Source organism: Bacillus mexicanus (genome assembly GCF_050445615.1).
GTDB classification, from domain to species: domain Bacteria; phylum Bacillota; class Bacilli; order Bacillales; family Bacillaceae; genus Bacillus; species Bacillus mexicanus.
The window spans coordinates 781093-805124 of the sequence record NZ_JBCEYV010000002.1; the positions used below are offsets into that span (position 1 = coordinate 781093).

Sequence of the window (24032 nt, forward strand, 5' to 3'; positions counted from 1 at the left end):
AAATTTATAATATCATTTCAAATTGAAAGTAGTACGTACCTATTTCTTAAAGTGCTAGCTAATTAGAAATTATATTAATTAATAATCTCCTTGCTCGCTCGTGTAGTTCTAGTTCTCGCTTTAGTGCAGGATAGTTTTCTAAAATTCCATTCATTTGAGAGTACCTTGGGTATAGTTCAAAAAAAGATCTTGATAATGAATTAAGTTGGCGTTTGGGCAGTTTTTTATCTGCTAAAACATAACTTAGACTTCCAACAATGAGCATAAAAAATTCATAAAAATCTTCCGCTGAACAAAATTCATTATAATCGTCCTCTAATTTCTCAACATCAGAAGGAAATGGACCTTCTAAATCTCTTTTAATTCTCTCAAGAGTGGAAATTAATTCATTATCTAAATTGTAACGCTTATACTTTTTAATTATTATCCCTCCCCAAATAATTTCTGTCTTACAAAACACTATCTTCTTTTCTTCCAACCGTTATGCCAAAATGTAATAATTTTACCGCGTCTCGTATAATACCCTCCTCTTTTGCCATTCTTAATTTTATAGCCTTTTTTTCCGTTAGAAAGAACATGTTTTTGTCTTAAATGTTTATTAGATCTATAAAAAGCCCTAGCTGCATTAGTGTACCTTTTTTTACCGTAAGATCTCCCTTTCCAAACGACATGTTTTTTATGATGATATTTTAAAGAAGCCTTTGCACTCTTAAAAGTGCCTTTACTCCAATATCTAGTCGTAGTAGCCCATTTCCCTATCCTACTAGCAATTTTTAACCTTCCCCCACCAATAAAACCAAATGCTGCAGCTTTAGCAACACCTCGCCAGCCCTTACCAGATTTATATGCTTTGTAAGCATCATAAGCCGCAAATCCAGCATTAATGGCAAGCCATACCCAATGCCCATCCGGATCAACATTCATCACCGGGTTATTATTTCCATAAGCATATCCATTCTGATCCAATGAATCTCCGTCACTGCCCGGGTCCGGGTCGAGTGATAAGAACACGCCGTTTCTTGGCTCGTAGTAGCGGGCCATGAGATAGTACAGGCCGGTTTCTTCGTCGTATTGGTAGCCTGCGTAGCGGTAGCGGTTGTCTTTTACTTCATCATTTGCTTCAGTTTTTGTTGGATTTCCCCATGCGTCATATTGATACTTGGCAACAGTTTTTCCAGTGGTGTCTGAGATTGCAATGACGTCACCGTGTGCGTTGTAGTGATAGAAGTATTTCTTGCCATTCTCTGTATAGGATAACAGCTGGCCGCTGTCCCCGTACGTGTATGATTTTGTTACTTTGTTGTCCGCGTCGGTTTCATACAAGACGTTCAAGCTGTCTCCGTCATAGAAGTAGTTCGTGACTTTTCCGTTGACGGTTTTTTGGATTCTGTTTCCTTTTTCGTCATACTTATATGTTGCGAATGGCTTGTCTTCGCCTTTTTTCGTAACGGCGGTCAGGTTATCTTCTGCATCCCACGTATATGTGAATTTGCTGTCGGATGTGCGGTTGCCGTTTTTATCGTAGGAGATGCTTTCATCATTGACTTTTGTCAGCTGGTTCATGATATTGAAGGAAGCGTTCACCGTTTTGCTTGAACCGTCTTTTACGGTTGTAACGGTTTTCCGGTTCCCGAATCCATCATATGTGTATTCAATAACAGTACCATCTTCATGGGTTTCTTTGACAAGCTGATTCAGCTTTCCATACTCATACTTCACCTTGCCGCTTGCTGAGCTGTTTATCGTTGTGCGATTGCCGTTGGCGTCGTATTCATAGCTTTCCGTCAGAATGCTTCCGCCATTTTTGTCACCGATATGCAGCGAGCTTACAAGATTTCTTTCATCATATGAAAAACTTGTTCCGCCGCCGTTGCCCGTAATAAAGGTTTGGACGTTGCCATTTTCATCATAATCAAATGAATAGGAAGATGTACTGTCTTTCATCTCAACCATTTGATCAAGTTTGTTATACGTAAATTGATTCGTTCCTTTTTGGTCCCCATGAGTCCACGAGAAGGTTTTCAGCTTATCGGAGTCACTAGGATATGTCCAAGTTTGGCTGCCGCCGCGGTCTGTCAGTTCGGTTAAGCGGTTTTTGTTGTCAAATGTCCGTTTCTTTGTGGTGTTCTGCTCTTTATTGACGACCGATGTTTCATTTCCATTTTTGTCATACGCAAAATTGTATTTTTCTGTACCGTTATACGATTTTGATTTCACCCGGTCTGTTCCATCATAAGAAAGAGACACTTCGTTGCCATTCGGCGAAATGGTTTTGGTCAGGTTGCTGTTGGCATCATATTCGCTTGCTAGCACATTGCCGAGAGGGTCAGTTGTTTTGACAAGCTTGCCCATCACATCATATTCATATTTATAGGTTTGATCTGCTCCCGCCCGGATGGTTTTGCTTACCTCATTGCCTTCCTTATCATAGCTGTGAAGGATAGACGTGCCGTTGGAGAGCATCATGTTTGTCAATTGGTCTGCCTGATCATACGTATAGGTTGTTTTTTCACCTTTTGCATCCGTTTCAGACGTTTTCTTACCAGTTTCATCATAATCAGTTGAAGTAGAGTATCCTAGTTCATCTTCTTCCTTGGTCACATAGTTTCCATTGCTGTCATACGTGCTTTTTGTCAGAAGGCTTCCTTCAATCAGACGGATATCATCAAACCAAACTGTTCCTGTCGCACTCTTTTGGAACAGAATGCTGATATCGACTTTATTGATCGGTTTTGTTTTTGGTATGACAACTGCAGCCCGGTTCCATTCCTGTGTTCCAGAAGGGAATTTGGCATTGTAAACACCTGTACTGCCATCCGCATAAGTGACATTCGCTTGCAGAGAATAGTCTTTTTCATCTGTAAATTTGACACTGCTGGCTTTCGACATTCCTGTCAATGTGAGATAAATCGGTTTGTCGTTTGCGCTTTGCCCTAGGACAACCGTTTGTTTTGTTACTGATCCGGCTTGGGACGCACTTGTCCGGGCAGCTTTTAATGATACGTCATCATTAAAGCCTTCTTTAGAATCAACGGATGCCCCGCTTGCGCTCCAGTTTTCCGTTGCTGATGTGAAGCTGCTGTTTTGAACTGGATTATAGCTTGACGATACTTCGCCTTTTTCCAGCTGGACTTCATCAAACCATGCTTTTCCTTTGCCATCTTTATCTTTATGATCCACTTCCATATACACAACGGCTTTTCCTGCATTTGCCGGAGTCGTAAAAGTGATTTGCCGTTTTGTCCAGTCATTTTTTCCCGCTAATGCACTGTATTCATTGTGAATCCATTGTATCCGCTTTTGATCTTTGTCTCGCAAGTCAATATTAAAGTAGGCTCTTGATTTCGCTAAATCTGTTTTGATTTTCCCGCTTAATGTATAGGTTGTATTCGGCTCCAGTACAACTGTTTGAGTCGCTGACGAATACCCGTGATCTGTTCCAACGGATGTTGATTGGCTCAAGACTTCCAATACCTTTGATCCGGAAAGAACCCCGCTCTTATCGGCGATCACTGAAATTATGCCGCTGTCTTTAGAGGCAGTCAGATTCCAGCCGGATTTTTGCGCTTCAAAGCTTCCATCTTTCAAAATATTAGTTGAAGCTGATAAATCTTTGCTCGATTGAATCTGATTTCCGTATTTATCATAAACAGCAGCTGACGATGATTTTCCGCTCTGATCGGTTTCGGATACGGCATCCAGTCCGTCATAAGCAATATCCGTGACATTGCCCTCGGTATCCTTCGACTTTGTGACATCGTTGTTTTTGTTGTATTCGTATGTCTCCGTTCCATATGCGTCTTTAACGGATGTAACGTTGCCGTCTTTGTCATATTGATAGCTTTCCGTTGCTTTTCCGGTTCCGACGTCGTTTGGATCTACATCTTCTATGACATTATTGCCTTCATATTTTGTATTTGTGGTGATTTTTAACCCTTCCGCATCATCAATGACCTGAATCGGATTTCCCGCTTCATTATAGCCGTACTGTACTTTCCGGCCATTTGGCTGTGTCATAAGAAGCGTCTTTTTATCAGCATCATAGCTGTAGACATATGTTTCTTTTTTAGCGTTGATCGCTTTTTCGAGACGGTATCCGCTATACTGATATTCGGTAAAGACAGGCTTTGCCTCGGTGCTATTGGCTGAATACTGTTTGACAAGACGCCCTTCCCCATCATAGTCATAGCTTGTGACAGCCCCGTCTGTATCCGTCACTTTCTTCAGCAAATCATTCTCATATGAATAGGTGACTTTCTTATTTTTAGGTCCGGTGATGGAGATCACATGCCCATTTTTGTCATATGTGAATGTAAGCTTGCGGCCTGATGCATCAGTAATGGCTGTCAGTTGATTCTTGATATTATAAGTGTAGACAGTTGCATTGTTGTGGCCATCCACTACCTTTTGAAGCTTACCGCCTTTTTTATTGAAATAAGCGTTCGTTTGATCCTTTGTTTTTAATATGAACTGATCAGCTGTTTCTGTTAATTCAAGATATACACCGGTCGGCGGTTGATATGTGCCATCAGATTTTTTTGTGAATCGATGTGTCGTAGCGTCTTCATCGATATACATTGCCCCGCCATCCGTTGAGATGACAGATGTTTCTGCATCAGCATACCAGCCTTGTCCAAATAAATGATCGGAGCTGTCAAGACTGTTGTAGGTTCTTGATAAGCCAAGTCCCGGCCCGCGTCCGTCAATTGACAAATCTTCTTCATTTACAATGACGTTGCCTGTCGCACCATTTAACTGGCCGTTTGGGATATCAATGATAGACCAGTATTCTTCTGTTCCAAGGAACTCAGCGCCTTCATGGAACGTTGGGTTAAAGGGAGCCGTCGGAATCGTTTCACCATTCGCATCATAAGCGGAAAGTGTGAAAGAATAATTCTTCTTCCCTTTGTAATTCCCATTTGCATTGTTATAGACAGGTGACGGATCAAGTGCTAATTCCCGGCCTTTTCCGTCTGTATGCAGCTTGTATTTCCCTGCTTTGATTTCCTCCGACGTCGGCCAGATGTTTTTATTTTGAGTTGTCCAATGATCCGCGTCACCAACATCATAGGACTGGTATTCTTTTCCGTTATAGATGTTAACTTTGTAGCCTTTCGCATTTTGAACCTTTTCCCATATTAAATTCACATAGCCTGTTTGACTTGATTTTGTGTTTGTATACAAATAGCCAGTTAAATTTTTCGGCTTAGCGATATCAGGAAGTGTCGGGTTAGCAGCCGGTGATGCAATGGCTTCGCCGTTTTTGTTATATGCGATCAATTTAAACGAGTAATTTTTTTTGGCTCCATCTCCCCCGGCATTTTTATAGGTCGGGCCAGGATTGATTGGCAGCTCTTCTCCTTTTCCATCCTTTAGATGAAGAGCATATTTTCCCGCTTTGATTTCAGCACTTGTCGGCCAGATCTTTTTCCCCTTGGTGCTCCATGACGTCTGATTTCCGAGATCAAGTGTCTCAAAGCCTTTCCCATTGAACATCTGAACTTTATAGCCGGTTGCACCTGATACAGCTTTCCAAGAAAGATTGAAGTATCCTGTTGCATTCCCATTATTAAAGCCCTTTGTTGACGGCGCTTGCGCTTTTCCTACATTAGGGATAACAGGCTTTGCAGGTGTGGACATCGCTCCTTCGCCTTGATCAAATATCGCACTGACGCCAATCCAATAGTTTTTGCTTGTGGCATAGCTTCCGCCGGAATTTTTATAAACTGGGGATGGGTCTAGCGCCAATTCAGCCCCATTCTTGCCGTCCACATGCAGTTTATATTTCTTGGAAGCAATTTCTGCACTCGTAGGCCAGATTTTTTTTCCTTTTGTGCTCCATGACGTGACGTTGCCTGCAGAAATCGCTTGATACTCTTTACCATTATAAATCCATACTTTATATCCTTTTGCACCTTGAACCTTTTTCCAGCTGATATCAAAATAACCAGTGGAATCACCGTTGTTATAGGCTTTAATAGAAGGGGTGCTTCCCTTTGGTATGGTATACGTCACTTCAATATACGGTTTATGTGAGGAGTTCGCTGATGAAATCAGTTTTTTCCAATACTCCTTGCCGTTTCCATTTGCATGAAGCTTAAATCCATAGTTGGCTCCGCCGGAATTCCATGACTTTACAGCAGCAGTCACATCGTAGCTTGCCCACTGTCCTTTATGAACCTCAGCTTTGCCGATATTTTTCGATGCCGGTTTGTTGTTCCATGTCACTTTTCCATTATCGTAATTGCTATTGACTGTATCCAGCCAAAGACCAGTTGCCTTTGTTCCATAATAGGAATGGGCGACGTATGTTTTTAATGAAGCCTTGGTGACAGTCATATTTTTAATTGGTTTTAGGTTGTTAAATTTCATGAACGCGTAATTGGTGCCTGTTGTTTTGTCATAGTAGCCCGTTTTCAGTACATAAGACTTTAAATTAGCATCCCATTTTTGAGTGGCCGCCGAATAGTTCGTCGTCGGATAGGCACTCATGACAAATGTGTCTGAAGAAATAGATAAAGATGTTGATGGATCGATAGAGACTGGATATACGCGTTTTGGGTCCTTCAGCCAATTCTCATCTGCTGTAAGATGAAGCAAATATCCTTCTTCATTCTTTTCCAGCTTATAGCTGACTTTGTCTGACCGTTCAACCTCGCCGGAAAGCTCATCTACGTTTGAATCCGTCATAAAAGGCTTAGGCACAGAAAAAACAACTTTTCCTTTTTTATCAGAAAAATCAATGGATCCATCCTCTTGTTCTTTAGCCTGCAAATCGGTTTTCAATTGAAATGTAAATGTATTGTACCCATCATATTGATGAAGGACTAAATCTTCTTTAATGTTTTCATTGAATGTGAAAGTTTGAAGATCGATGTTCGGAAAAACATCCGGATAAACAATCTCATTACTATCAGTCTTATAATCTGCTGAGGTATCTTTCGGAGTAAATGAAGTTTTATTTGGGCCTTTCGCTTCTACAAGTGAATACGCAACCTTATGGTCATTATGCTCGAAAGTCGCATAAAGCCCGTTCTTCATTTGCTTTTGAAAATCCGAATTCAAAATGGCATTCTCTGTCTCGACTTGCTTGCTCGTCGATTCTTTTAACTCAGGAGAAATATCTTCCCAGTCAGCATTCGGTGTTTCCTTTGTATGAATAGGGTCAGGGTATACTTCCTGTTTATAAACCCCATCACCTTCATAATAAAGCTTTGTATTTGCTGTTCTTTCTGAGGTGATCTCTCCCTCTTTGTTTATATCTTTTTGATTGAAAGGTACAGCTTGCTCTGCTTGTTCATTCTGAAGAGCTTCTTCTGGATCAGAAGCTGCAACACGTTTTCCCTTCTCTTCTTCTATGGTTTTTGCTAAGACATCTATTGGCAATAAAGAAATCATTAAAGCCAATACTAAAAATGCTGCAATAAACCTTTTAAAGTTCCGCCTCTTTCTTTTTTTCATTTCCTCTCTCCTTTTTGTAACAAAAGTAATATTTTCTAAATAATATTAATAAAATCGAAATGTAGTTGCAATATTTTTCCGGAAAGTTTATCTTACTTTAAGAATTAACCAGAGTCATTTGACCCAAAATAAAAAAAGGCCACTTAGGCCTTTTTACATTCTTTCTATTATTGTTGAATTTGTTCCATATCCTTATCTTCAGCCATAACTTCCGCTTTCCCTTGTCTTCTGACAAGCGTCAACGCCATGCCCGCAAAGATCATTACAATGCCAAGTGTTTGATAGAGGTCTGGGCGAAAGCCTGTGAAGACGGTATCGAGTACAATTGCGACAGCTGGGTCAAGGAAGACAATGATTGAAATAAATTTCGTTGATAAAAATCGCAAACTGTCAAAAAACAGCAAATACACAATACCTGTATGAATGATACCGGTAGATACCACCATGATCCAGTTTCCTTGAGACAGATTAGCAAAAGTGCCGAAGTGAATAAACGGAATCAGGATAACAACCCCTAAACCGGTTTGCAAAAATGTGGTCGTGTAAGGGCTGAGGTTTTGAATGCCTTTCCCTAATAAAGTAGTAAACGCATAAAACAGTGCGGCGAGAACTGCCCAAATGATTCCTGACCCCATCAGCTGTGTAAATGAAGTACTGCCGTTAATTCCGGAAATCAGCGCCGTTCCTAGAAAACAGATGACAATGGAGCTGACGGAAATGACATGTAATCTCTCTCTGTAGATGATGCTCCCCAGAAGAAGGACAAGCACCGGCGCAAGGTGATAAACAGAGATGGCAATCGTAACAGATGTTTCTTCAAAAGACTTAAATAAAAACACCCAGTTGAATACAAGAAAGAAACCGCATGCCAATGTTTGCAGCACATCCCTCTTGCTCCACTTTTCGGCTTTATACTGACCGGACGCCAGCCAGCAGAAGCTTAAAAATAGCGTCGCGCAAAGGCAGCGGACAAATACCAGTTCAAATGACGGCAAATTGGTATGCTCTGAGAAAAAGCCGATTGAACCGAAAATCACCATGGAGATGACCATTTTCAGCACGGCTGTTGATTTTTGTTTTTGTGCCATTAAGAGATCTTGCTGCATCAAGCGTATTCTACCTCCAGTTATGTATAGGGAAAAGCACCCCACTGCAAGGTGCTTTTCCTTTTTTATAGTTTCTTGCCAGCCGTCCAGCCTCCGTCTATGACAAAGTTTGAACCTGTAATAAAGTGCGCCTCATCAGAAGCCAAATACTTCATACAGGAAACGACATCACTCGGTTGCCCCCACGTATGCAGGGCATGGTTATCTTTAATCAGCTGAACCATTTCTTCGTCTTGAAAATACGCTTCCGTTAATTCTGTCTGGATCACGCCCGGCGAAATGCTATTCACCCTGATTCCCATTGATCCGAATTCCATAGCAAGCTGCTTTGTCAATCCGATAACCGCATGCTTGGAAGACACATAGGCAGCCCGAGCAGGCTCTGCCATCAGCCCGGACACAGAGGCGATGTTGATCACACAGCCTCGTATTCCCCGCTTAGACCATAGCCTTGCCGCATCTCGTGAAAGAATAAAAGCTGCCGTGAGATTAATGTCTATCACCTTTTTGAATGCATCTGCTGATAATTCAAGAACAGGGGTGATTTCCCTTATTCCTGCTGCATTCATTAAGATGTCAGGAATCAATCGGCTTTGTTCAAGCTTTGGCAGCAAGGATTCCGCCTGCTGGACATCAGACAAGTCTGCTTCTTCCATGTGAAAATCATTGTTAACTATAAATTCTGACATTTTATTCGTTTGAATATCTACTCCAACGACCCGAAAGCCGTCTGCTAGAAATTGCTGTACCGCCGCAAAACCAATTCCGCTATTTGCCCCAGTAATCATTATAATCTTTTTTTTCGTCATTTTACATTCTGCCTTTTTTCATTTTGGTAATTCGAAATAATCTGAATAATAATATTTGACAACATATTACAAATATTTTAGCATGGTGTTACATCCTCTATTTTCCACATTTTCTATCATACAGGATATGTTCGAAAAAATCATCTACTTTTTAAGGAGAGATCGATATGGTACAAGTTTCAAAAGAGTTACAATCTGATATTGCTAACTATGCTTCTTATTTAACGGAAAACGGCTATTCTTATATTCCAGCAGATTTCTACCAGCAAAAAACAAAAGACAGCGCAGTGCGCGAATTACAGCTTACATATGATGATTTGAAAGCAGACCCTAAAGGAGGCGGCCGTTACAGAGCGCACTCTCGCTATATTCTGGCCCCTCACTCTGACACCCTTGAATTAGATCCTGATAATGGATATTTCCAATCAAAAGAATATAATTATGATGACGGAGGTATTGTCAGACAATTCGATAAAATATCAGACGAGTTTCTGCAGCATCCAGTGACGCAGCAAATGATACATTCAAACGTAGAAATAGCCCGTCAAACCGATTTAGTCGATTGGGAGAAGGAAGTGATCGTCGGGCTCCATCAAGTCAGATACCGTGTAACTCCTGAGACACCATCATACAGTTCTCCTATTTGGCTGCACCGCGATGATGAACCGCTTGTATTCGTCCATTTGTTTCAACTGAGCGAAGATGCTATCGGCGGCGATAACTTGATTGCTCCGTCTGTCAAACAAATTGATAAAGTGCTGCGGCTGACGAACCCGCTTGAAACACTCGCTCTCGGACAAAAAGTCTTTCATGCGGTAACACCAGTCGGCACTGCCAATGCAGATGGCGCGCATCGAGATATCCTTTTGGTTACCTTTTCTAATAAATAAAAGACAGACATATAACCATTTTAAAATAACCACAAAGCATGTTCATTATTCCAGATTTCAGGTCATTACAATGAAGAGAAGAATGAACAAAAACCGTATAAAAAAGAAAGATACCTACGATGAAATGACTAGATGATTTTTTTCATATTTATAAATTTTCTGTTTCAAAAACGCCCCGGCTTCTCTGCGAGCCGGGGTGTTTTTTACCAGCACGAAGGAAGAACCAATAAATACTATTATGTTCAATGGAGTTAACTATTGACAAGAGGGGTAATACTGTTGATACAACTTACATTTTAGAAAGGAAAGATGTTGATGGAGTCTATCTGGCTGGAATATGCCTGGACATTGTTAATTTTAATCGGATTAGAAGGACTGCTGTCAGCAGATAATGCTCTTGTACTGGCAGTTATCGCCAAACATTTACCCGACGATCAGAAAAAAAAAGCAATAAATTATGGAATTATCATGGCATTTGCCTTCCGGTTTGCAGCGCTTTTTGCCATTTCGTTTATCGCAAATGTTTGGCAGATCCAAGCAATAGGAGCTGCTTATCTTCTTTACCTGGGCTTAAAGCATGTGATAAAGGCCCAGTTTGGAAAAAAAAATGAGAACATTCATAAGGAGGACAAAGAGGAGGCTGCCGGGAAAGGCTTCTGGCCCACAGTCGGGAAGATTGCTTTAGCGGATCTCGCTTTTGCCATTGATTCGATACTGGCTGCAGTTGCTTTAGCACTCGGTCTTCCGGATTCACCGCTTAATGATTTCGGCGGCATGGATGGAGGACAATTTATTATTGTTGTCCTCGGAGGGATTGCCGGCCTGATCCTGATTAAGTTTGCAGCAACCTGGTTTGTCAAGCTGCTTAATCAGCGCCCTGCACTGGAAACAACCGCTTATGCCATTGTGGCCTGGGTCGGAGTCAAACTGGTGGTTATTACCCTTGCCCATGAAGATATTGGAATCCTGGACCACAACTTTCCGCATGGCACAACCTGGACGCTGATCTTCTATGGCGTCTTAGTAGCCATTGCATTATTCGGTTGGTTTGCGCCGGCCAATAAAGCAGCGAATAAATAGAAGATTTAAAAGCATCAATGGAAAGAAAGGATATGATAAGCTACTTACCTTCGAATAAAAACTCAGAAAGTCGGGGACTAAACTTGATAGCCAGTTAACCAGATGGAGGCGGCTTTCCTTACCTTATTGGTCAATGAAAGGCGCCTCTTTTGGTAAAACTGTTTTACAATTTTAATTTTATCAACGAACAATTAAAACCGGGCAAGGCGATAATTGTGATACTTTATGGCTGACGCTTCCAAGCATTATTTCTTTCAGGCCGCTGATGCCTCGGCTGCCGACAACGATAAGACTGATGCCTCTCTCTTTTGCCGTATTCAAAATTTCATGAGCCGGCTCGCCATTCACGTAGATCGTTTCAGCTTGAACATCGTTTTCAGCTGCATTTTCTTTTGCATTCTCGAGGATTTTCAGACCTTCTTTTTTAACCTCGCCCCTGATTTCTTCAATAAAATGTTCAGGCACATAGGTCATTCCCGTCAGAGAAGAAGTCGTGACAACGGCTTCTCTTCCCACATGAAGGATGCTTAGCTCCGCCTGCTGTTCATTAGCCAAATGCACTGCGGCATCAAGCGCTTTCGCACTCATATCTGATCCGTCAATCGCAACTAATATTTTGTTAAACATGCTCATCCCGCCTTTCGGATCGTGGGTGGTTCATCTTTCTCTTTTATTGTCCGCCTGCTTCCGGCTATTGTCAATTGAAGTGCGTGAGTTTTCAATAAGTTGTCAGAGACTCTCTCCGTTTGTGGCGATGACCTGCTGATACAGCTGACGCTTTTTTTATTCCCGCAGTGGATGTGCTAAGTGGGCCCCATGATGTGTAGCCGATTAAGTCAACGCCGTCCGGCAAGCAGTGTTTCTGTTGTCTGCATTTTGCAGATTTCTTTCACCGGCGGAATTTTAGTTTATGTTGGTCGAATTGTTAACGCAGACTATAACTAAGCGAATAACTTTTATAGCGGTTAGTCATTTTGTTTTTCCGCATAGTTTATTACTGCAATTTGTTTATCCAACCTTTCTTCAATCCATAAAGAGTATTCAGTCGTGAGTTACATGATGTACTTTGAAAGTATTTAAGGTGATTTTCAATTTCTAACATCCTTACATTTCATGTATCATTAAATAAAAATAATTCCAAGTTGATTTTTAAATATAACCTTTACCTTTGGTTCGCTATGAATATATATATAAATAAAGTAGAATTATACTTCTTTAATTGAGTAACATTTATAAATTCAGATTCAAAAACAAGCAACTCATTGAAGGTGAGACTTAGATTGCACTCCAAAGCGTATACATCCATTGTCAGAATCAGTTTAAAGCCTTTCATATCTTGGATAGAGTACATGAATATTTCTGCAAGGGGATCACTCGACACGCTGATTGGCTCGCTATCAAACAGTTCTAATAAATCATATTCATTGTAAGTAGTGAACATTTTAAACTGACCCTTACCTTTTTATTTGTTTTTGCTAGAAAAGGATGATAATTGTGAAAAACCTTGAAAGGTTCACCTTTCAAGGTTTTTCTTTATTTTAACGCCTCTTCTAATATGTTGATTTCAATAATGATTCAGTTATTTATCTTAATAAAAATTCTCTATCATTAACGTAAATAAAAAGTCATTTTTTCAACTGTTGTTCAATATATTAAACCTTCATTTTTTGTTTTTTTCAGATAATCCCCAGACACAAAATTCATAGTGATATTCTGTCCGTTCTATACATAATCCGAATTTAAAATCTTCTGATGTAAGAATAAAATCTCCATATCCAATTGAAAATTTTGTGATTTTGAGCACTTTTTCCAAATTCATAAATATCTCGTCTAAAGGTAATAAAACAGCCTCTATTTCATTTTCTCTAAAAAAGAGTAACCTTGCTTCCTTTGAGCCCGATTCCACATTTCCAAAAGTATCCTTTAATAATTGGGTGGATTTTTGAATGTTCTCTATATAATCAATACCTTGTATTTGTACTTTATTCTGCTTTGTATCAAGAATTGAAAATACTTTTTTGCAGAACAGCTCGTTTTCTTCAATATCTAAAAAGGAATCCTCATTAATATTTAAAAAACCTAATTCTCTAATTAAATTTTTTCTTCTACTTTTTCTTTTTAGAAGTTCCATCTTTTTAACTCTCTCGTTATTCAAGTTTTAATCACCTTTTTTCTTAAACTTTCCTTTATTTTTATAACCTTCAAAATCTTCTGGTGAATGACCAGGATACTGATTATATCTTCCTTTTTCTAGCGGATTACCTTTTAAATCATCAGCACCGTGAAAATGGGGACCACGACCAAGTTTATCTTCTCTATGCTCTATAATATATTTTTTCTTACCATCTACTTCAAATTCATATACCCTTCTATTCTCACTCGTTCCATCAAAAACGTCTACTGGCTTCTTATGCTGAGAAGTATTAGGTATTCCTGCTCTCCTTTTAGCATCTCTAAATGCTCCATTTTTGGTTAGTAGCTTGTCATTTTTATTTATACTTTTTTCAACCTTAGAAGCCTTCTTCGTCTTTTTCTCACCATTAATTAACTTATATATATTGAATTTTTGCAACTTAGCTATTTTCGAAATTGGCACTGTATGAACAGTTGCAATAATGCGATCTTTACTTGAGATTTTTTCGCCTGTTATAGGGTCTCTGCCTGTAACAGCTCTAAACAGATCATTTACACCAGAGAACTCCACAGCTGTCTCTAAAACTTTCACATATCCGCTCTCATCCACTTTAATGTCCGAAAGCGAGACGACAGGTTCAAGTTTCATATTATTACCTGATATATATACATTATAAAGTGTATCATTATAAACAACTTGTTTAACTTCTGCATTTGAGAAATCCGTTTTGACATGTTCTACATGTTCACTCGTATGATACACTTTACCATTAATAACAATAATATTTTTATTTACCTTTTTAGAATGATCCGTTCTGACAACTGAATCGACTTTAGACTTTTCTTTCTCGTCTAATTTCTTCAACATCATCTCCATCGGTGAATCAACCGCCTGCTTCATTTGCGGGTTAATCGCGCCGAAGGTTTGGTTTATGTTTTCTTCTTCCTGTGATTTCAAGATAAAGCCGCTTTTGTAGCCTGTGATTTCGATTTTCGGACCGGTGTACATGGTTTCGAGCTGATCAATGTATTTTTTCATCGTTTGAAAATCTGATTTTGCTGTTTCTAGTGCTTGGGTTTGCTTGCCGTCAAATTGAAAGAGCTTATGCAGGGTGTCTGAGATCAGCCGTTCAGCCTGTTCTGTTTCCACCCGAAAGAAGGAGTCATTGACTGTCGGCAGGCTGACGATGTGGCCGATGGCTGATGTTTGGCGATTCACTGCGTCTGTGAGCTGTTCTGTTACTTCACGCGCATGCTTGACCCCGTGTCTCGCGTCGTGTGAGAGAAAAGCCTCTGCGATCATGCCGTGGGAGTCAGATTCTACCGAGGAAATCGCATGCTGTGTTTGTTTCAGCACTTTTTTGTATTCGTCGATAAACATGCCAAAGAAGAGGAGAAAAGGCTTGTGGCACTCCTCGTAAAAAGTCCGGATGGCGTCTCCGCCTTTTCCTTTTAGCGCGTCCTTCATGCCTGCCAAATGCTCAATGCTTTTTTCCAGCTTTTCCAGCTGCTGTTTTTGCTTGTCCAGTTTCTCAATCGTATGCTGAATGCCCTCGTGAAGAGCGTGGACATCTAATGTTTTCAATCCCTTGTCCTCCCGCGCTTTATTTCATGGAAGATGATATATTTTCGTCCGTTTCCTTCATGGCGTTTACCGCGCTTTCCGTTTGTGCGATATGTTTGGCCAGAACGGACGCATATGCTTCAGTGAGCTCTTTGATGTCCTCATTTAATTGCTCGATGGACTTCACAACGTTTAAATGGTTTCGGCCTGAGATGTGGACGGGAACGGAGGATTTGAGTTCAGCTGAATTCTTGAGCTGTGAGAGCCCTTGCTTCACTGTGCCATACACCATTTTAATTTCCTGTGCCATTTGTGCTCACCTCACTTTTTATGTTTTTCCTTCTCTATTTCATGCTCTATTCTTGTGATTTGGCGTCTGATGGAATAGACATCGCCCTCTAAGGAGTGGATTTTTCCTTCGATGCTTTCGATGATTCCGCTGACTTGATCGCTTTTAATTTGCTGATATGCTTTGTTCATTCCTTCACGAATATCTTCGAATCGCTCCGCATGTGTTCCTCTCCATGCCTCTCGGTTAAGATGAGGCCGGTGAATGAGATGCTGGGCCTCGGAAAATTCGTGTTTGATTTGCCTGATTTCGTGCAGCACTCGTTTTAATTGATGGATCTGTTCCTGTTTTTCATGTAAGTCGGCTTTTACCGAATGTAACAACATTTCACTATGCATGCCGCAACACCTCGTGTTTCTATCAAACTGTGTCAATTCTTTACAATACAGACTATTTTCATATTACATGATGGGTCATATCGGATAAATAGGTAAAAGGGATTGTCTTGAAGAGGACACAAATAAGTATATTTATCTATTATTCTTTTCATTCCACTTTCTCTCGAGTGAAACTCAGCTTACACAGGACTATAAGCGCAGGTACAATTATCCTCATTTGATGCGCGATGCCATTTGCAAATATCTGTTACCTAAAGTCAATAATAATGATAAAATCAAGATATCTATTTAAATATGGAGAGAGAAAAAATGACAAAAAACAGTGGTTTTCATGAAGAATTGCAAGAAAAGCACAAGCTTTATCCGGTTGAACATCGATTTCAGCCTGTTTTACTGAAAGGGGAATTTTAATTTTGGAAGAATAATCTTAAAATTTCAAAACTAATCAAGCTTGGATTAATAATCTTAAGTTAGGATGTGCTCTAAAACACAAACTATTCTTTTGATTTTATAATTTTAATCCACTCTTCTATTTCATCTATTTTTTGAGAAAATTTCTTTTTATTTAAATCATGTTCCCATATACGTAGTATATTCCACCCTTTTCTTGTATAATGTTGATTTATGCTTTTATCTCTTTCTATATTTCGTTTTATTTTATTATTCCAAAACTCAACGTTTGATTTAGGTATCCTCCCGTGTAACGGACATCCATGCCAGAAACATGAATCAATAAAAATAACAATTTTATATTTCTTTATTGCAATATCTGGTTTTCCTTTTAAATCTTTTACATTTTTTCTAAACCTAATTCCTCTTCTCCAAATTTCTTTAGATACAACTTTTTCGATTTTTGTATTTTTTGACTTTACCGCTTTCATAGTATTACTTCTTTTTTCTTTTGATACATTATCCATTTAAATCCTTCCTTTATATTTAAATTATTTTTATATTATTAACCTTTTTTGACACAAAAAAAACACCTACTTATCAGTAGGTGGTAACTGTCTGGTTTTTCAATATAGAAATGTCATGTTCTTTTTGAGATAATGTGTAATACGCCGCTCTTGCTATATGCCAAGCCATTACTGGTGGAACTGCGTTGCCAATCATTTTATACGCACTAGAAGCAGAAACAGTGAAATTGAACTCATCAGGAAAAGATTGAAGTCTCGCACACTCGCGTATAGATAATCTTCTCCAAGAATTCATATCTTCCTCGTCTTCTGGATTATTGGTTCTATAGTGTGCTTCAATATTTCCATGATGCTCAGCTCTTATAGTTCCCGCAGGTTTATGAGCGGAAATTCTATTATTTCCTTGCATTTTTTTCCCTGGATAGAATTTAGCTTTTGAATAGTCCTTACTAGTATGATTTAAAAAATCCGGACTATCTATTTGCCCCCACAGATCATCTATAGCTTCTTTAGCGCTTACCCAAGGTAATCCGAATAAACCTTCTTCACTATGGGTAGGTTCTGGATAATAGATTTTAGAAGAAATATCTTTTCTAATTCCAAATATGATAACTCTCTTCCTGGTTTGTGGAACTCCATAATCAGCTGCGTTTAAAACTTTATACTGTACAGTATATCCCGCTTTTTCAAAGTCTTCTAGAATAGTATCAAGAGCTGTAACATCCACGTTAGCATGAGCCTTATTCGTTCGTATACCATCTACATTCTCAGCAACAAACATTTTAGCATTACAATGTTTAATTACTCTTATCATGTGCTCGTAAAGTCTTCCCCGTTCACTAGTTAACCCTTTTCTTTTTCCCGCCAGACTAAAGTCTTGACACGGAAATCCCCCAATAACGAGATCAGCCTCTGGAACAATGTTTAGATCAATATCCGCAATGCTGTCTTGAATACCTTTGTGACCAAAATTATGCTCATAAACTTTCATAGCTGCAGAGAATATATCATTTGAGAAAACAATATCGAATGGGTTTTCTTCATAATCTTTTTCTAAAAAACGAAAACCACCTTTGAAACCAAGGTCCATGCCCCCACATCCACTAAAGAGAGAAACAACTCTAATCTTTTCTTTCTCTTTCAGAGAAAGTGCTCTAGCATTTACTTCAAGAGGGCTTTTTTCAAAAAAAGTATTTGCTGGCATCTAAGCCACCTCCATTTATTAATATAGTATAATTGATATCGAAAAGCCACTTGTTTATTCTAAAAGGAGGATGTTTATGATTGAAAATCTTTTAGATTCACTAAAAAACAGAATAGAAAATGACAATAGCATTTTTCATAGTGTAAACTCAGGATTTGATTTCGAAAAATATATCATTCGAAATTTAGAAGAATTGAAAATATATGGACATATTTTCGACTTCAAACACAATGGGCCTCACTCATTTCCTGACCTAACAATTAAGTTTCCCGATGGATCTTTATTTGGGTTGGAAATCAAATTTTCTAGTTCAGGAAATTGGTATTCCAAAGGAAATAGTGTATTTGAAACTCATTCAAATAAAGAAAATGATGAAGGGTTGGCCTATAAAGAAATATACATTCTATTTGGAAGAAGACCTAAACCAAAAGAGAATAAGACTAATTGTGAGATTAGATATTCGACATACAGTGATAGCATTAAGAAAATTGAAGTTACTCATTCACCCCGTTTTGCAATTAATATGAGTACCGAACAAAAGGATATATTCACAATTATAGATCCAGAAGATACATATTTAAAATTTAGAGTGAAAAGCCCTTCGGAGAAAACCGAATTCATAAAAAAGTATTTCAGTAAACTCACTAAAAACAACAACCAAGACAAGTGGTATATAACAAATGAAGATGAAACTCAAATAAAACCAATGAATTTTTCCAAATTGAACAAAGCTGAAAAGTCAAGGATTCTAGCAGAATCATTTATTTTATTTCCATATGATTTATTTCAAAAGGAAGCAGATTACTCAGAAGTCGGAGCAAATATGATTACGAGACATTTTGTTTATAGTACTTCCTTAAGAGATAGCTTTTCGGCAGGAGGAAAAATTCAAATTTTTGAGAAAAGTGACATTCGTTATCCAAAAATACTCAAGACTTTTCGAGAAAAACAAGAAGACATTAAAAAGTTACTAAATAACCCTCAAGATAACTTGGAAGAAGTTTGCTTTACAACCTGGGAATCTAGACTTAAAGATTCTCCATTAATTAAAATAGACAAGTCATTGAGTTTATTAGAAAATTACACAAATATCATTTTAAATCTTAAACCGGAAATGAAAATAGGGCGTATAAATTCTAAAGAACAATCCATAAAAAAAATAGACCTCTCTTTATTTTGGTCAATTAGTTAAGATCTTTATCTAATTATAGAACAAATGTTCTCTATTTTCAATATTAAAAATCAAAAGTCCTTTTTCTTGTAAAGTAGATTTAGTTCAAGGACTTTTGATTTATTGATTTTAAACTGTTTTATAAGTTCATTAAATCACTCATTTAGCTAACAAACTTCAAATTAAAATTTTAAAGTTCAAGACGTTATTTAGATCCCCAAACAGCCTCACCGCCCACTCAACACACTAAACGTCACGACGTTCTTCTCTCTCATCGAATCCCATTGGCGTACAAATACGCCATTATACTTCTTGCCAGCTAACGTAATATCGGCTGTGTTTTTCCTGTTTTCTTCCATGTCCTTGTAATTCCCTAGAAATGGTGTGGTTTTTGTTGAGCTGGATGGTGGTGGCTTTTTGATGCCGGTTGAGATGTCTTTTCCGTGCGAGTATGGAATATTAATAGGAGCTTTGTTAAAGCATGCGGGGTTATGGTCTGATTGGACGTATCCCGCTCCTTTTTCATTTCTGTTTCAAATGAATAACTGTCCATGAGCTTTACGCCGAATGCTATGATGGAGCGGTCGTCGAAGAATGTGACTTCTTTGCCATGGAGGTCAGTCTATTCAAAACAAAACAAAAAAAACAGATCGCTGCAAAACACGATCTGTTTTTATCTTAATTTTATCCCGTAATCACCGTATGAATCAGCTTCGGCGCCTTCGCTTCCGCTGCGATGCGGATGTTTTCATAGACTTTTGCGATGACTTCATCGACGTTTTCGCGGTTGGCGTAGAGGGTGACGAGCGGGTCGCCTTTTTCTGCCTTGTCGCCGACCTTTTTGCGGAGCATGATGCCGACGGCTAAATCGATTTTGTCTTCTTTTGTGGCGCGTCCGGCACCCAGCAGCATCGCAGCGACGCCGATTTCATCCGCGACGATTTCGGAGACGACGCCCGCTTCTTTGGCAGGCACATCAATTTGATATGCAGCTTGTGGAAGCTTAGACGGATCGTCAACAATCGAGCTGTCGCCGCCTTGGTTTTTCAGGAAGTCCTTGAACTTCTCAAGCGCTTTGCCGTTTTTCATGACCTCTTCCAGCTTTGCTCTCGCTTCGTCTAAAGTATTGGCTTTTTTCGCAAGCACAACCATCTGGCTTCCGAGCGTTAAGACAAGCTCATGAAGATCCTCAGGACCTTCGCCTTTGAGCGTGTCGATCGCTTCTTTCACTTCAAGCGCATTTCCGATCGCAAAGCCGAGCGGCTGGGACATGTCAGAAATAACAGCCATTGTTTGGCGGCCGACGTTATTGCCTATGCGCACCATCGCTTTGGCGAGTTCAGCCGCGTCTTCTTCCGTTTTCATGAAGGCGCCCGCTCCCGTTTTCACGTCGAGCACGATGGCATCCGCCCCAGCAGCGATTTTTTTACTCATAATCGAGCTTGCAATCAGCGGGATGGAATTGACCGTTCCCGTTACATCACGAAGCGCGTACAGTTTTTTATCAGCAGGCGTTAAATTGCCGCTTTGGCCGATGACGGCGACCTTGTCGCGGTTCACAAGCTTAATAAATTCGTCCTTCGACAGTTCCACGTGGAAGCCTTCGATTGCCTCTAATTTATCAATCGTTCCGCCCGTATGGCCGAGGCCGCGGCCGGACATTTTGGCAACCGGCACATCAAGAGCCGCAACTAGCGGAGCGAGAACGAGTGTTGTCGTGTCGCCGACGCCGCCGGTAGAGTGTTTGTCGACTTTAATTCCTTCAATGGCAGAAAGATCAATCGTTTCACCGGAGTTCACCATAGCCATCGTCAAGTCCGCGCGTTCACGGTCACTCATATCCTGAAAGAAAATCGCCATAGCAAGCGCGCTTGCCTGATAATCAGGAATGCTTCCGTCCGTATAGCCGTTCACGAAAAACTGGATTTCTTCTGTGGTGAGTTCGTTTCCGTTTTGTTTTTTGATGATGATATCTACCATTCTCATGTATAGTCACCGATCCTTTTCGATTATGTTCAGTAAATCAAGCCCACAATTGCCGCTGATAAAAAGCTGACAAGCGTAGCGCCGTATAATAATTTCAGACCGAAACGAGCGACGACATTTCCTTGCTTTTCATTCAGTCCTTTCACCGCTCCGGCAATGATTCCGATCGAGGAGAAGTTTGCAAATGACACAAGGAATACCGATACAATCGCTGTTGTACGGCCGCTGAAATGGAAGCCGTTTTGCGTGAGCGACGTCATGGCGACAAATTCGTTGGATACCATTTTTGTTGCCATAATGCTTCCCGCATTAACAGCTTCATTCCATGGGATACCAACAAGGAAAGCAAATGGAGCAAACACATATCCAAGGATGTCTTGGAAGGAAATACCGAATATCGCGTTAAAAATGCCGTTAATGAGGGCGATAATCGCGACAAATCCAATCAGCATCGCAGCGACAACAACCGCTACTTTGAAGCCGTCAAGGATGTATTCTCCGAGCACTTCGAAGAAGGATTGTTTTTCTTCTTCTTCAACACGAAGCATATCCTCTTCTTTGGCAACCTCGTAAGGATTGATAATGGAAGCAATAATGAAACCGCCAAATAAATTCAAGACCAGCGCTGTTACGACATATTCCGGTTTCAGCATCGTCATATACGCACCGACGATTGACATGGATACGGTTGACATTGCAGAAGCGCACAATGTATACAAGCGCTGCTGATTTAAAAGGCCAAGTTCTTTCTTCAAGGAAATAAATACTTCCGATTGCCCTAAAATAGCAGAAGCAACTGCGTTATACGATTCCAGTCTTCCCATACCGTTTATCTTGCTGAGGGCAAGACCGATATATCTGATAATGAAAGGAAGAATCTTCCACTTTTGCAAAATCCCGATCAGAGCGGAAATAAACACGATTGGCAAGAGAACATTCATAAAGAATGTCGTTTGATCCGCATTCACCAGACCGCCAAACACAAAGTTGATTCCTTCTCCCGCGTATCCGAGCAGGTAATCGAATCCTTTCGCAAACCCTCCGACGAGGAAATTCCCTATTCCGGTATTGAGGAGAATGTAGCCAAGAATAAATTGCAAAATGAGCATAATAACAATTGGGCGGATCTTAATTCTTTTTTTCCCGCTGCTTGCGATCCATGCAAGGCCTAAAAACACGATTAAACCGATAATCCCAATCAAATACTTCATATGTGTTCTCCTTTATTTGTATTAGCTTGCGAAAATTTTTCCCTCAGAAAATGGAAAGCAGTCTGCCCACCAGCTTTTTAGTAGTTGTCTCCGCCTGTTGCATGTTCTCCTTTGACAATAGAGACACCTGCGCTGGCGCCGATTCGGCTTGCGCCCGCCTCGACCATCGTGTCTACATCTTCTTTCGTTCTGACACCGCCGGATGCTTTCACGCCGATATCAGGCCCTACTGTTTTTCGCATTAAGGCGATGTCTTCTTTTGTTGCGCCGCCTGTAGAGAAGCCTGTTGATGTTTTTACAAAATCCGCGCCCGCAGAAACGGCTAAACGGCAAGCACGTTCTTTTTCCTCATCAGTCAGAAGGCATGTTTCGATAATGACTTTGACAAGCGCTTTTCCGGCTGCGGCTTCCACCACACCGCGGATATCCGCTTCCACCACGTCATCTTCTTTATCTTTCAAAGCGGCAATATTAATAACCATGTCCACTTCAGTGGCGCCTTTTGAAATCGCGTCTTTTGTTTCGAACGCTTTTGTTTCCGTTGTATTGGCACCGAGCGGGAAGCCGATGACCGTACAAACGTCAACTCCAGTTCCCTTAAGCTCCTTTGCAGCAAGCTCCACCCAAGTCGGATTAACACATACTGACGCAAATTTGTATGCTTTCGCTTCTTCGATTAATGTTAGAATGTCCGCTTTTTGTGTATGCGGTTTCAAAGCTGTATGATCAATTATGTGAGCTAATGACATCCTTCGCACACTTCCTTTTTTGTTAAGATATTTTTTAGCATAACCGACTTTTGAACATATGTAAATTAGTAAATGAAATTTTGTTCAGCGAACGGTTTGCGCGTGTCACAAACCATTAACAAGCGCCCTTGCGGTGTGCTGGTCAATGATTAATACGTTGGCATATTTTCCAGTTAATGCACCATGTATGGACGACACTTTTCTGCTCCCTCCAGCCACTAAAATGGAGCACTCCTTCAGCCTGAGGTCTTCAAGCTCGACACCGATGGTCCGGTCATTGATAGCCTTGCTGCAAACATTCCCTCTCGCATCAAAAAAGCGTGAACAGATATCTCCGACGGCCTGTGTTTTCAGCAGTGCTTTCTCTTCTTCATTAAAATAGCCAAGCCGGAATAACAGGGCTTCATCACGGACAGTTCCCACTGTAAAGAGAGCGATATTTGCCTGTTTGCCCATCTCAATGATCCGCTCAATATGACGGTCTTTCTCTACCATTCGCTTCACATCCGCATGATCAAACACGACGGGAAGCGGGAGATAACGCGGAACCGTTTGAAAAGCCTCTGCAAACAGCTGAATCGTTTCGGCGGAATACGTGTTTACCTGAGAGTGGCTGATGCCGCCTTTCAGCTGAACGACCTCAACGCCTTTCACCTGCTTTGGCAGCATGTTTTGCGCGATTTGGTACATGGTGGTTCCCCAGCTGACACCGACAATGTCGCCGTCATTGACCGTTTCATGAATATATTCTGCACCATAGCGGCTTAGGTGATGTGTGATTTCTATATAATCGGGTGTCGGGGAAAAGACAACATGCGCCTCGAGAAGCCCGTATTTCTCTTTAAGCATGGAACCGAGCGCATCCAAATCCTCAAAAGGGTCGATGACGCGAATCTGGACAAACCCTTTTTCCTTTGCATATTGCAGCAGCCGGGAAACGGTCGGCCTTGAAATGTTGAGCTGCTTAGCAATTTGCTGCTGACTGTAGTCAGACTGATAGTAAAGCCTTGCCGCTTCTATGCTTAGTTGTTGTTTTTCCCGATCCATTCCGCACCTCCTTGTGG

The 24032-nt window shown here is 40.3% G+C and carries 18 protein-coding genes and 3 pseudogenes; 3 read left to right on the forward strand and 18 right to left on the reverse strand.

Annotation, left to right across the window (positions count from 1 at the left end; all coding sequences use genetic code 11):
- Positions 1-58: 58 nt before the first annotated feature.
- The 4 genes from AAGG74_RS13610 to AAGG74_RS13625 form a co-directional block, all read right to left on the reverse strand.
- Complete coding sequence (locus tag AAGG74_RS13610; protein WP_429675811.1) at positions 59-460, reverse strand: YxiJ family protein; 402 nt, start codon at positions 458-460, stop codon at positions 59-61.
- Positions 460-7461 carry a DNRLRE domain-containing protein gene (locus tag AAGG74_RS13615; protein WP_429675812.1) on the reverse strand — a complete coding sequence of 2334 codons (7002 nt, stop codon included), beginning with the start codon at positions 7459-7461 and terminating at the stop codon, positions 460-462. The genes AAGG74_RS13610 and AAGG74_RS13615 overlap by 1 nt, the downstream gene beginning before the upstream one ends.
- A 167-nt stretch (positions 7462-7628) precedes the next feature.
- Positions 7629-8567 (reverse strand): DMT family transporter, encoded by a 939-nt coding sequence (locus AAGG74_RS13620; protein WP_429675911.1) that lies wholly within the window; start codon positions 8565-8567, stop codon positions 7629-7631.
- A gap of 65 nt (positions 8568-8632) precedes the next feature.
- On the reverse strand, positions 8633-9376 hold the full coding sequence (locus AAGG74_RS13625) for an SDR family NAD(P)-dependent oxidoreductase (protein WP_429675813.1): 744 nt from the start codon (positions 9374-9376) through the stop codon (positions 8633-8635).
- A 167-nt stretch (positions 9377-9543) separates the two neighbouring features.
- Between AAGG74_RS13625 and AAGG74_RS13630 the strand changes: the two genes are divergently transcribed.
- Both AAGG74_RS13630 and AAGG74_RS13635 read left to right on the forward strand, forming a co-directional pair.
- Positions 9544-10266: a 2OG-Fe dioxygenase family protein gene (locus AAGG74_RS13630; RefSeq protein WP_429675814.1), complete on the forward strand. Its 723-nt coding sequence runs from the start codon at positions 9544-9546 to the stop codon at positions 10264-10266.
- A 315-nt stretch (positions 10267-10581) separates the two neighbouring features.
- Positions 10582-11346, forward strand: coding sequence for a TerC family protein (locus AAGG74_RS13635; protein WP_162103639.1), 765 nt, complete (start codon positions 10582-10584; stop codon positions 11344-11346).
- A 180-nt stretch (positions 11347-11526) separates the two neighbouring features.
- On the opposite strand, the gene AAGG74_RS13640 is transcribed toward AAGG74_RS13635, so the two are convergent.
- From AAGG74_RS13640 to AAGG74_RS13680, 9 genes and pseudogenes are all read right to left on the reverse strand, one after another.
- Complete coding sequence (locus AAGG74_RS13640) at positions 11527-11973, reverse strand: universal stress protein (protein ID WP_225493154.1); 447 nt, start codon at positions 11971-11973, stop codon at positions 11527-11529.
- A gap of 102 nt (positions 11974-12075) precedes the next feature.
- Positions 12076-12196, reverse strand: a pseudogene (locus tag AAGG74_RS13645) (hypothetical protein); the annotation flags it as partial.
- Positions 12197-13006: 810 nt separating this feature from the next.
- Positions 13007-13501 carry a YxiF family protein gene (locus tag AAGG74_RS13650; RefSeq protein ID WP_429675815.1) on the reverse strand — a complete coding sequence of 165 codons (495 nt, stop codon included), beginning with the start codon at positions 13499-13501 and terminating at the stop codon, positions 13007-13009.
- A gap of 3 nt (positions 13502-13504) precedes the next feature.
- Positions 13505-13777, reverse strand: coding sequence for an HNH/endonuclease VII fold putative polymorphic toxin (locus AAGG74_RS13655; protein ID WP_309456928.1), 273 nt, complete (start codon positions 13775-13777; stop codon positions 13505-13507).
- Positions 13778-15064: pseudogene (locus tag AAGG74_RS13660) on the reverse strand (T7SS effector LXG polymorphic toxin); the annotation flags it as partial.
- A 19-nt stretch (positions 15065-15083) separates the two neighbouring features.
- Positions 15084-15353 carry a YwqI/YxiC family protein gene (locus tag AAGG74_RS13665; RefSeq protein ID WP_429675816.1) on the reverse strand — a complete coding sequence of 90 codons (270 nt, stop codon included), beginning with the start codon at positions 15351-15353 and terminating at the stop codon, positions 15084-15086.
- Positions 15354-15364: 11 nt separating this feature from the next.
- A complete protein-coding gene (locus tag AAGG74_RS13670) occupies positions 15365-15730 on the reverse strand; it encodes a YwqH-like family protein (protein ID WP_041334052.1) in 366 nt (121 codons plus the stop codon).
- Between the two features lie 494 nt (positions 15731-16224).
- A complete protein-coding gene (locus AAGG74_RS13675; protein WP_429675817.1) occupies positions 16225-16647 on the reverse strand; it encodes a very short patch repair endonuclease in 423 nt (140 codons plus the stop codon).
- Between the two features lie 73 nt (positions 16648-16720).
- On the reverse strand, positions 16721-17851 hold the full coding sequence (locus tag AAGG74_RS13680) for a DNA cytosine methyltransferase (protein WP_429675818.1): 1131 nt from the start codon (positions 17849-17851) through the stop codon (positions 16721-16723).
- Between the two features lie 76 nt (positions 17852-17927).
- Here AAGG74_RS13680 and AAGG74_RS13685 point away from each other — a divergent pair, with 76 nt between their 5' ends.
- Positions 17928-19043: a hypothetical protein gene (locus tag AAGG74_RS13685; RefSeq protein WP_429675819.1), complete on the forward strand. Its 1116-nt coding sequence runs from the start codon at positions 17928-17930 to the stop codon at positions 19041-19043.
- A 184-nt stretch (positions 19044-19227) separates the two neighbouring features.
- Here AAGG74_RS13685 and AAGG74_RS23540 read toward each other — a convergent pair.
- The 5 genes and pseudogenes from AAGG74_RS23540 to deoR all read right to left on the reverse strand — a co-directional run.
- A pseudogene (locus AAGG74_RS23540) lies at positions 19228-19641 on the reverse strand (lipocalin-like domain-containing protein); the annotation flags it as partial.
- Positions 19642-19706: 65 nt separating this feature from the next.
- Positions 19707-21008, reverse strand: coding sequence for a pyrimidine-nucleoside phosphorylase (locus AAGG74_RS13695; protein WP_429675821.1), 1302 nt, complete (start codon positions 21006-21008; stop codon positions 19707-19709).
- A gap of 29 nt (positions 21009-21037) precedes the next feature.
- Positions 21038-22219, reverse strand: a complete 1182-nt coding sequence (gene nupC / locus AAGG74_RS13700) for a nucleoside permease NupC (RefSeq protein WP_429675822.1) — start codon at positions 22217-22219, stop codon at positions 21038-21040.
- Between the two features lie 77 nt (positions 22220-22296).
- Complete coding sequence (deoC, locus tag AAGG74_RS13705) at positions 22297-22968, reverse strand: deoxyribose-phosphate aldolase (RefSeq protein ID WP_162103631.1); 672 nt, start codon at positions 22966-22968, stop codon at positions 22297-22299.
- Between the two features lie 105 nt (positions 22969-23073).
- The gene (gene deoR, locus AAGG74_RS13710; protein WP_429675823.1) at positions 23074-24015 is read right to left on the reverse strand and encodes a DNA-binding transcriptional repressor DeoR; all 942 of its coding nucleotides are present in this window, start codon (positions 24013-24015) and stop codon (positions 23074-23076) included.
- Positions 24016-24032: the final 17 nt, after the last annotated feature.

Excerpts from the sequence above, each read along its gene's own strand:
- AAGG74_RS13615 (WP_429675812.1), bottom strand. The coding sequence starts at position 7,461 with ATGAAAAAAAGAAAGAGGCGGAACTTTAAAAGGTTTATTGCAGCATTT.
- AAGG74_RS13620 (WP_429675911.1), bottom strand. The coding sequence starts at position 8,567 with ATGCAGCAAGATCTCTTAATGGCACAAAAACAAAAATCAACAGCCGTG.
- AAGG74_RS13625 (WP_429675813.1), bottom strand. The coding sequence starts at position 9,376 with ATGACGAAAAAAAAGATTATAATGATTACTGGGGCAAATAGCGGAATT.
- AAGG74_RS13630 (WP_429675814.1), top strand. The coding sequence starts at position 9,544 with ATGGTACAAGTTTCAAAAGAGTTACAATCTGATATTGCTAACTATGCT.
- AAGG74_RS13635 (WP_162103639.1), top strand. The coding sequence starts at position 10,582 with ATGGAGTCTATCTGGCTGGAATATGCCTGGACATTGTTAATTTTAATC.
- AAGG74_RS13640 (WP_225493154.1), bottom strand. The coding sequence starts at position 11,973 with ATGTTTAACAAAATATTAGTTGCGATTGACGGATCAGATATGAGTGCG.
- AAGG74_RS13665 (WP_429675816.1), bottom strand. The coding sequence starts at position 15,353 with ATGGCACAGGAAATTAAAATGGTGTATGGCACAGTGAAGCAAGGGCTC.
- AAGG74_RS13670 (WP_041334052.1), bottom strand. The coding sequence starts at position 15,730 with ATGCATAGTGAAATGTTGTTACATTCGGTAAAAGCCGACTTACATGAA.
- AAGG74_RS13675 (WP_429675817.1), bottom strand. The coding sequence starts at position 16,647 with ATGGATAATGTATCAAAAGAAAAAAGAAGTAATACTATGAAAGCGGTA.
- AAGG74_RS13680 (WP_429675818.1), bottom strand. The coding sequence starts at position 17,851 with ATGCCAGCAAATACTTTTTTTGAAAAAAGCCCTCTTGAAGTAAATGCT.
- AAGG74_RS13685 (WP_429675819.1), top strand. The coding sequence starts at position 17,928 with ATGATTGAAAATCTTTTAGATTCACTAAAAAACAGAATAGAAAATGAC.
- AAGG74_RS13695 (WP_429675821.1), bottom strand. The coding sequence starts at position 21,008 with ATGAGAATGGTAGATATCATCATCAAAAAACAAAACGGAAACGAACTC.
- nupC (WP_429675822.1), bottom strand. The coding sequence starts at position 22,219 with ATGAAGTATTTGATTGGGATTATCGGTTTAATCGTGTTTTTAGGCCTT.
- deoC (WP_162103631.1), bottom strand. The coding sequence starts at position 22,968 with ATGTCATTAGCTCACATAATTGATCATACAGCTTTGAAACCGCATACA.
- deoR (WP_429675823.1), bottom strand. The coding sequence starts at position 24,015 with ATGGATCGGGAAAAACAACAACTAAGCATAGAAGCGGCAAGGCTTTAC.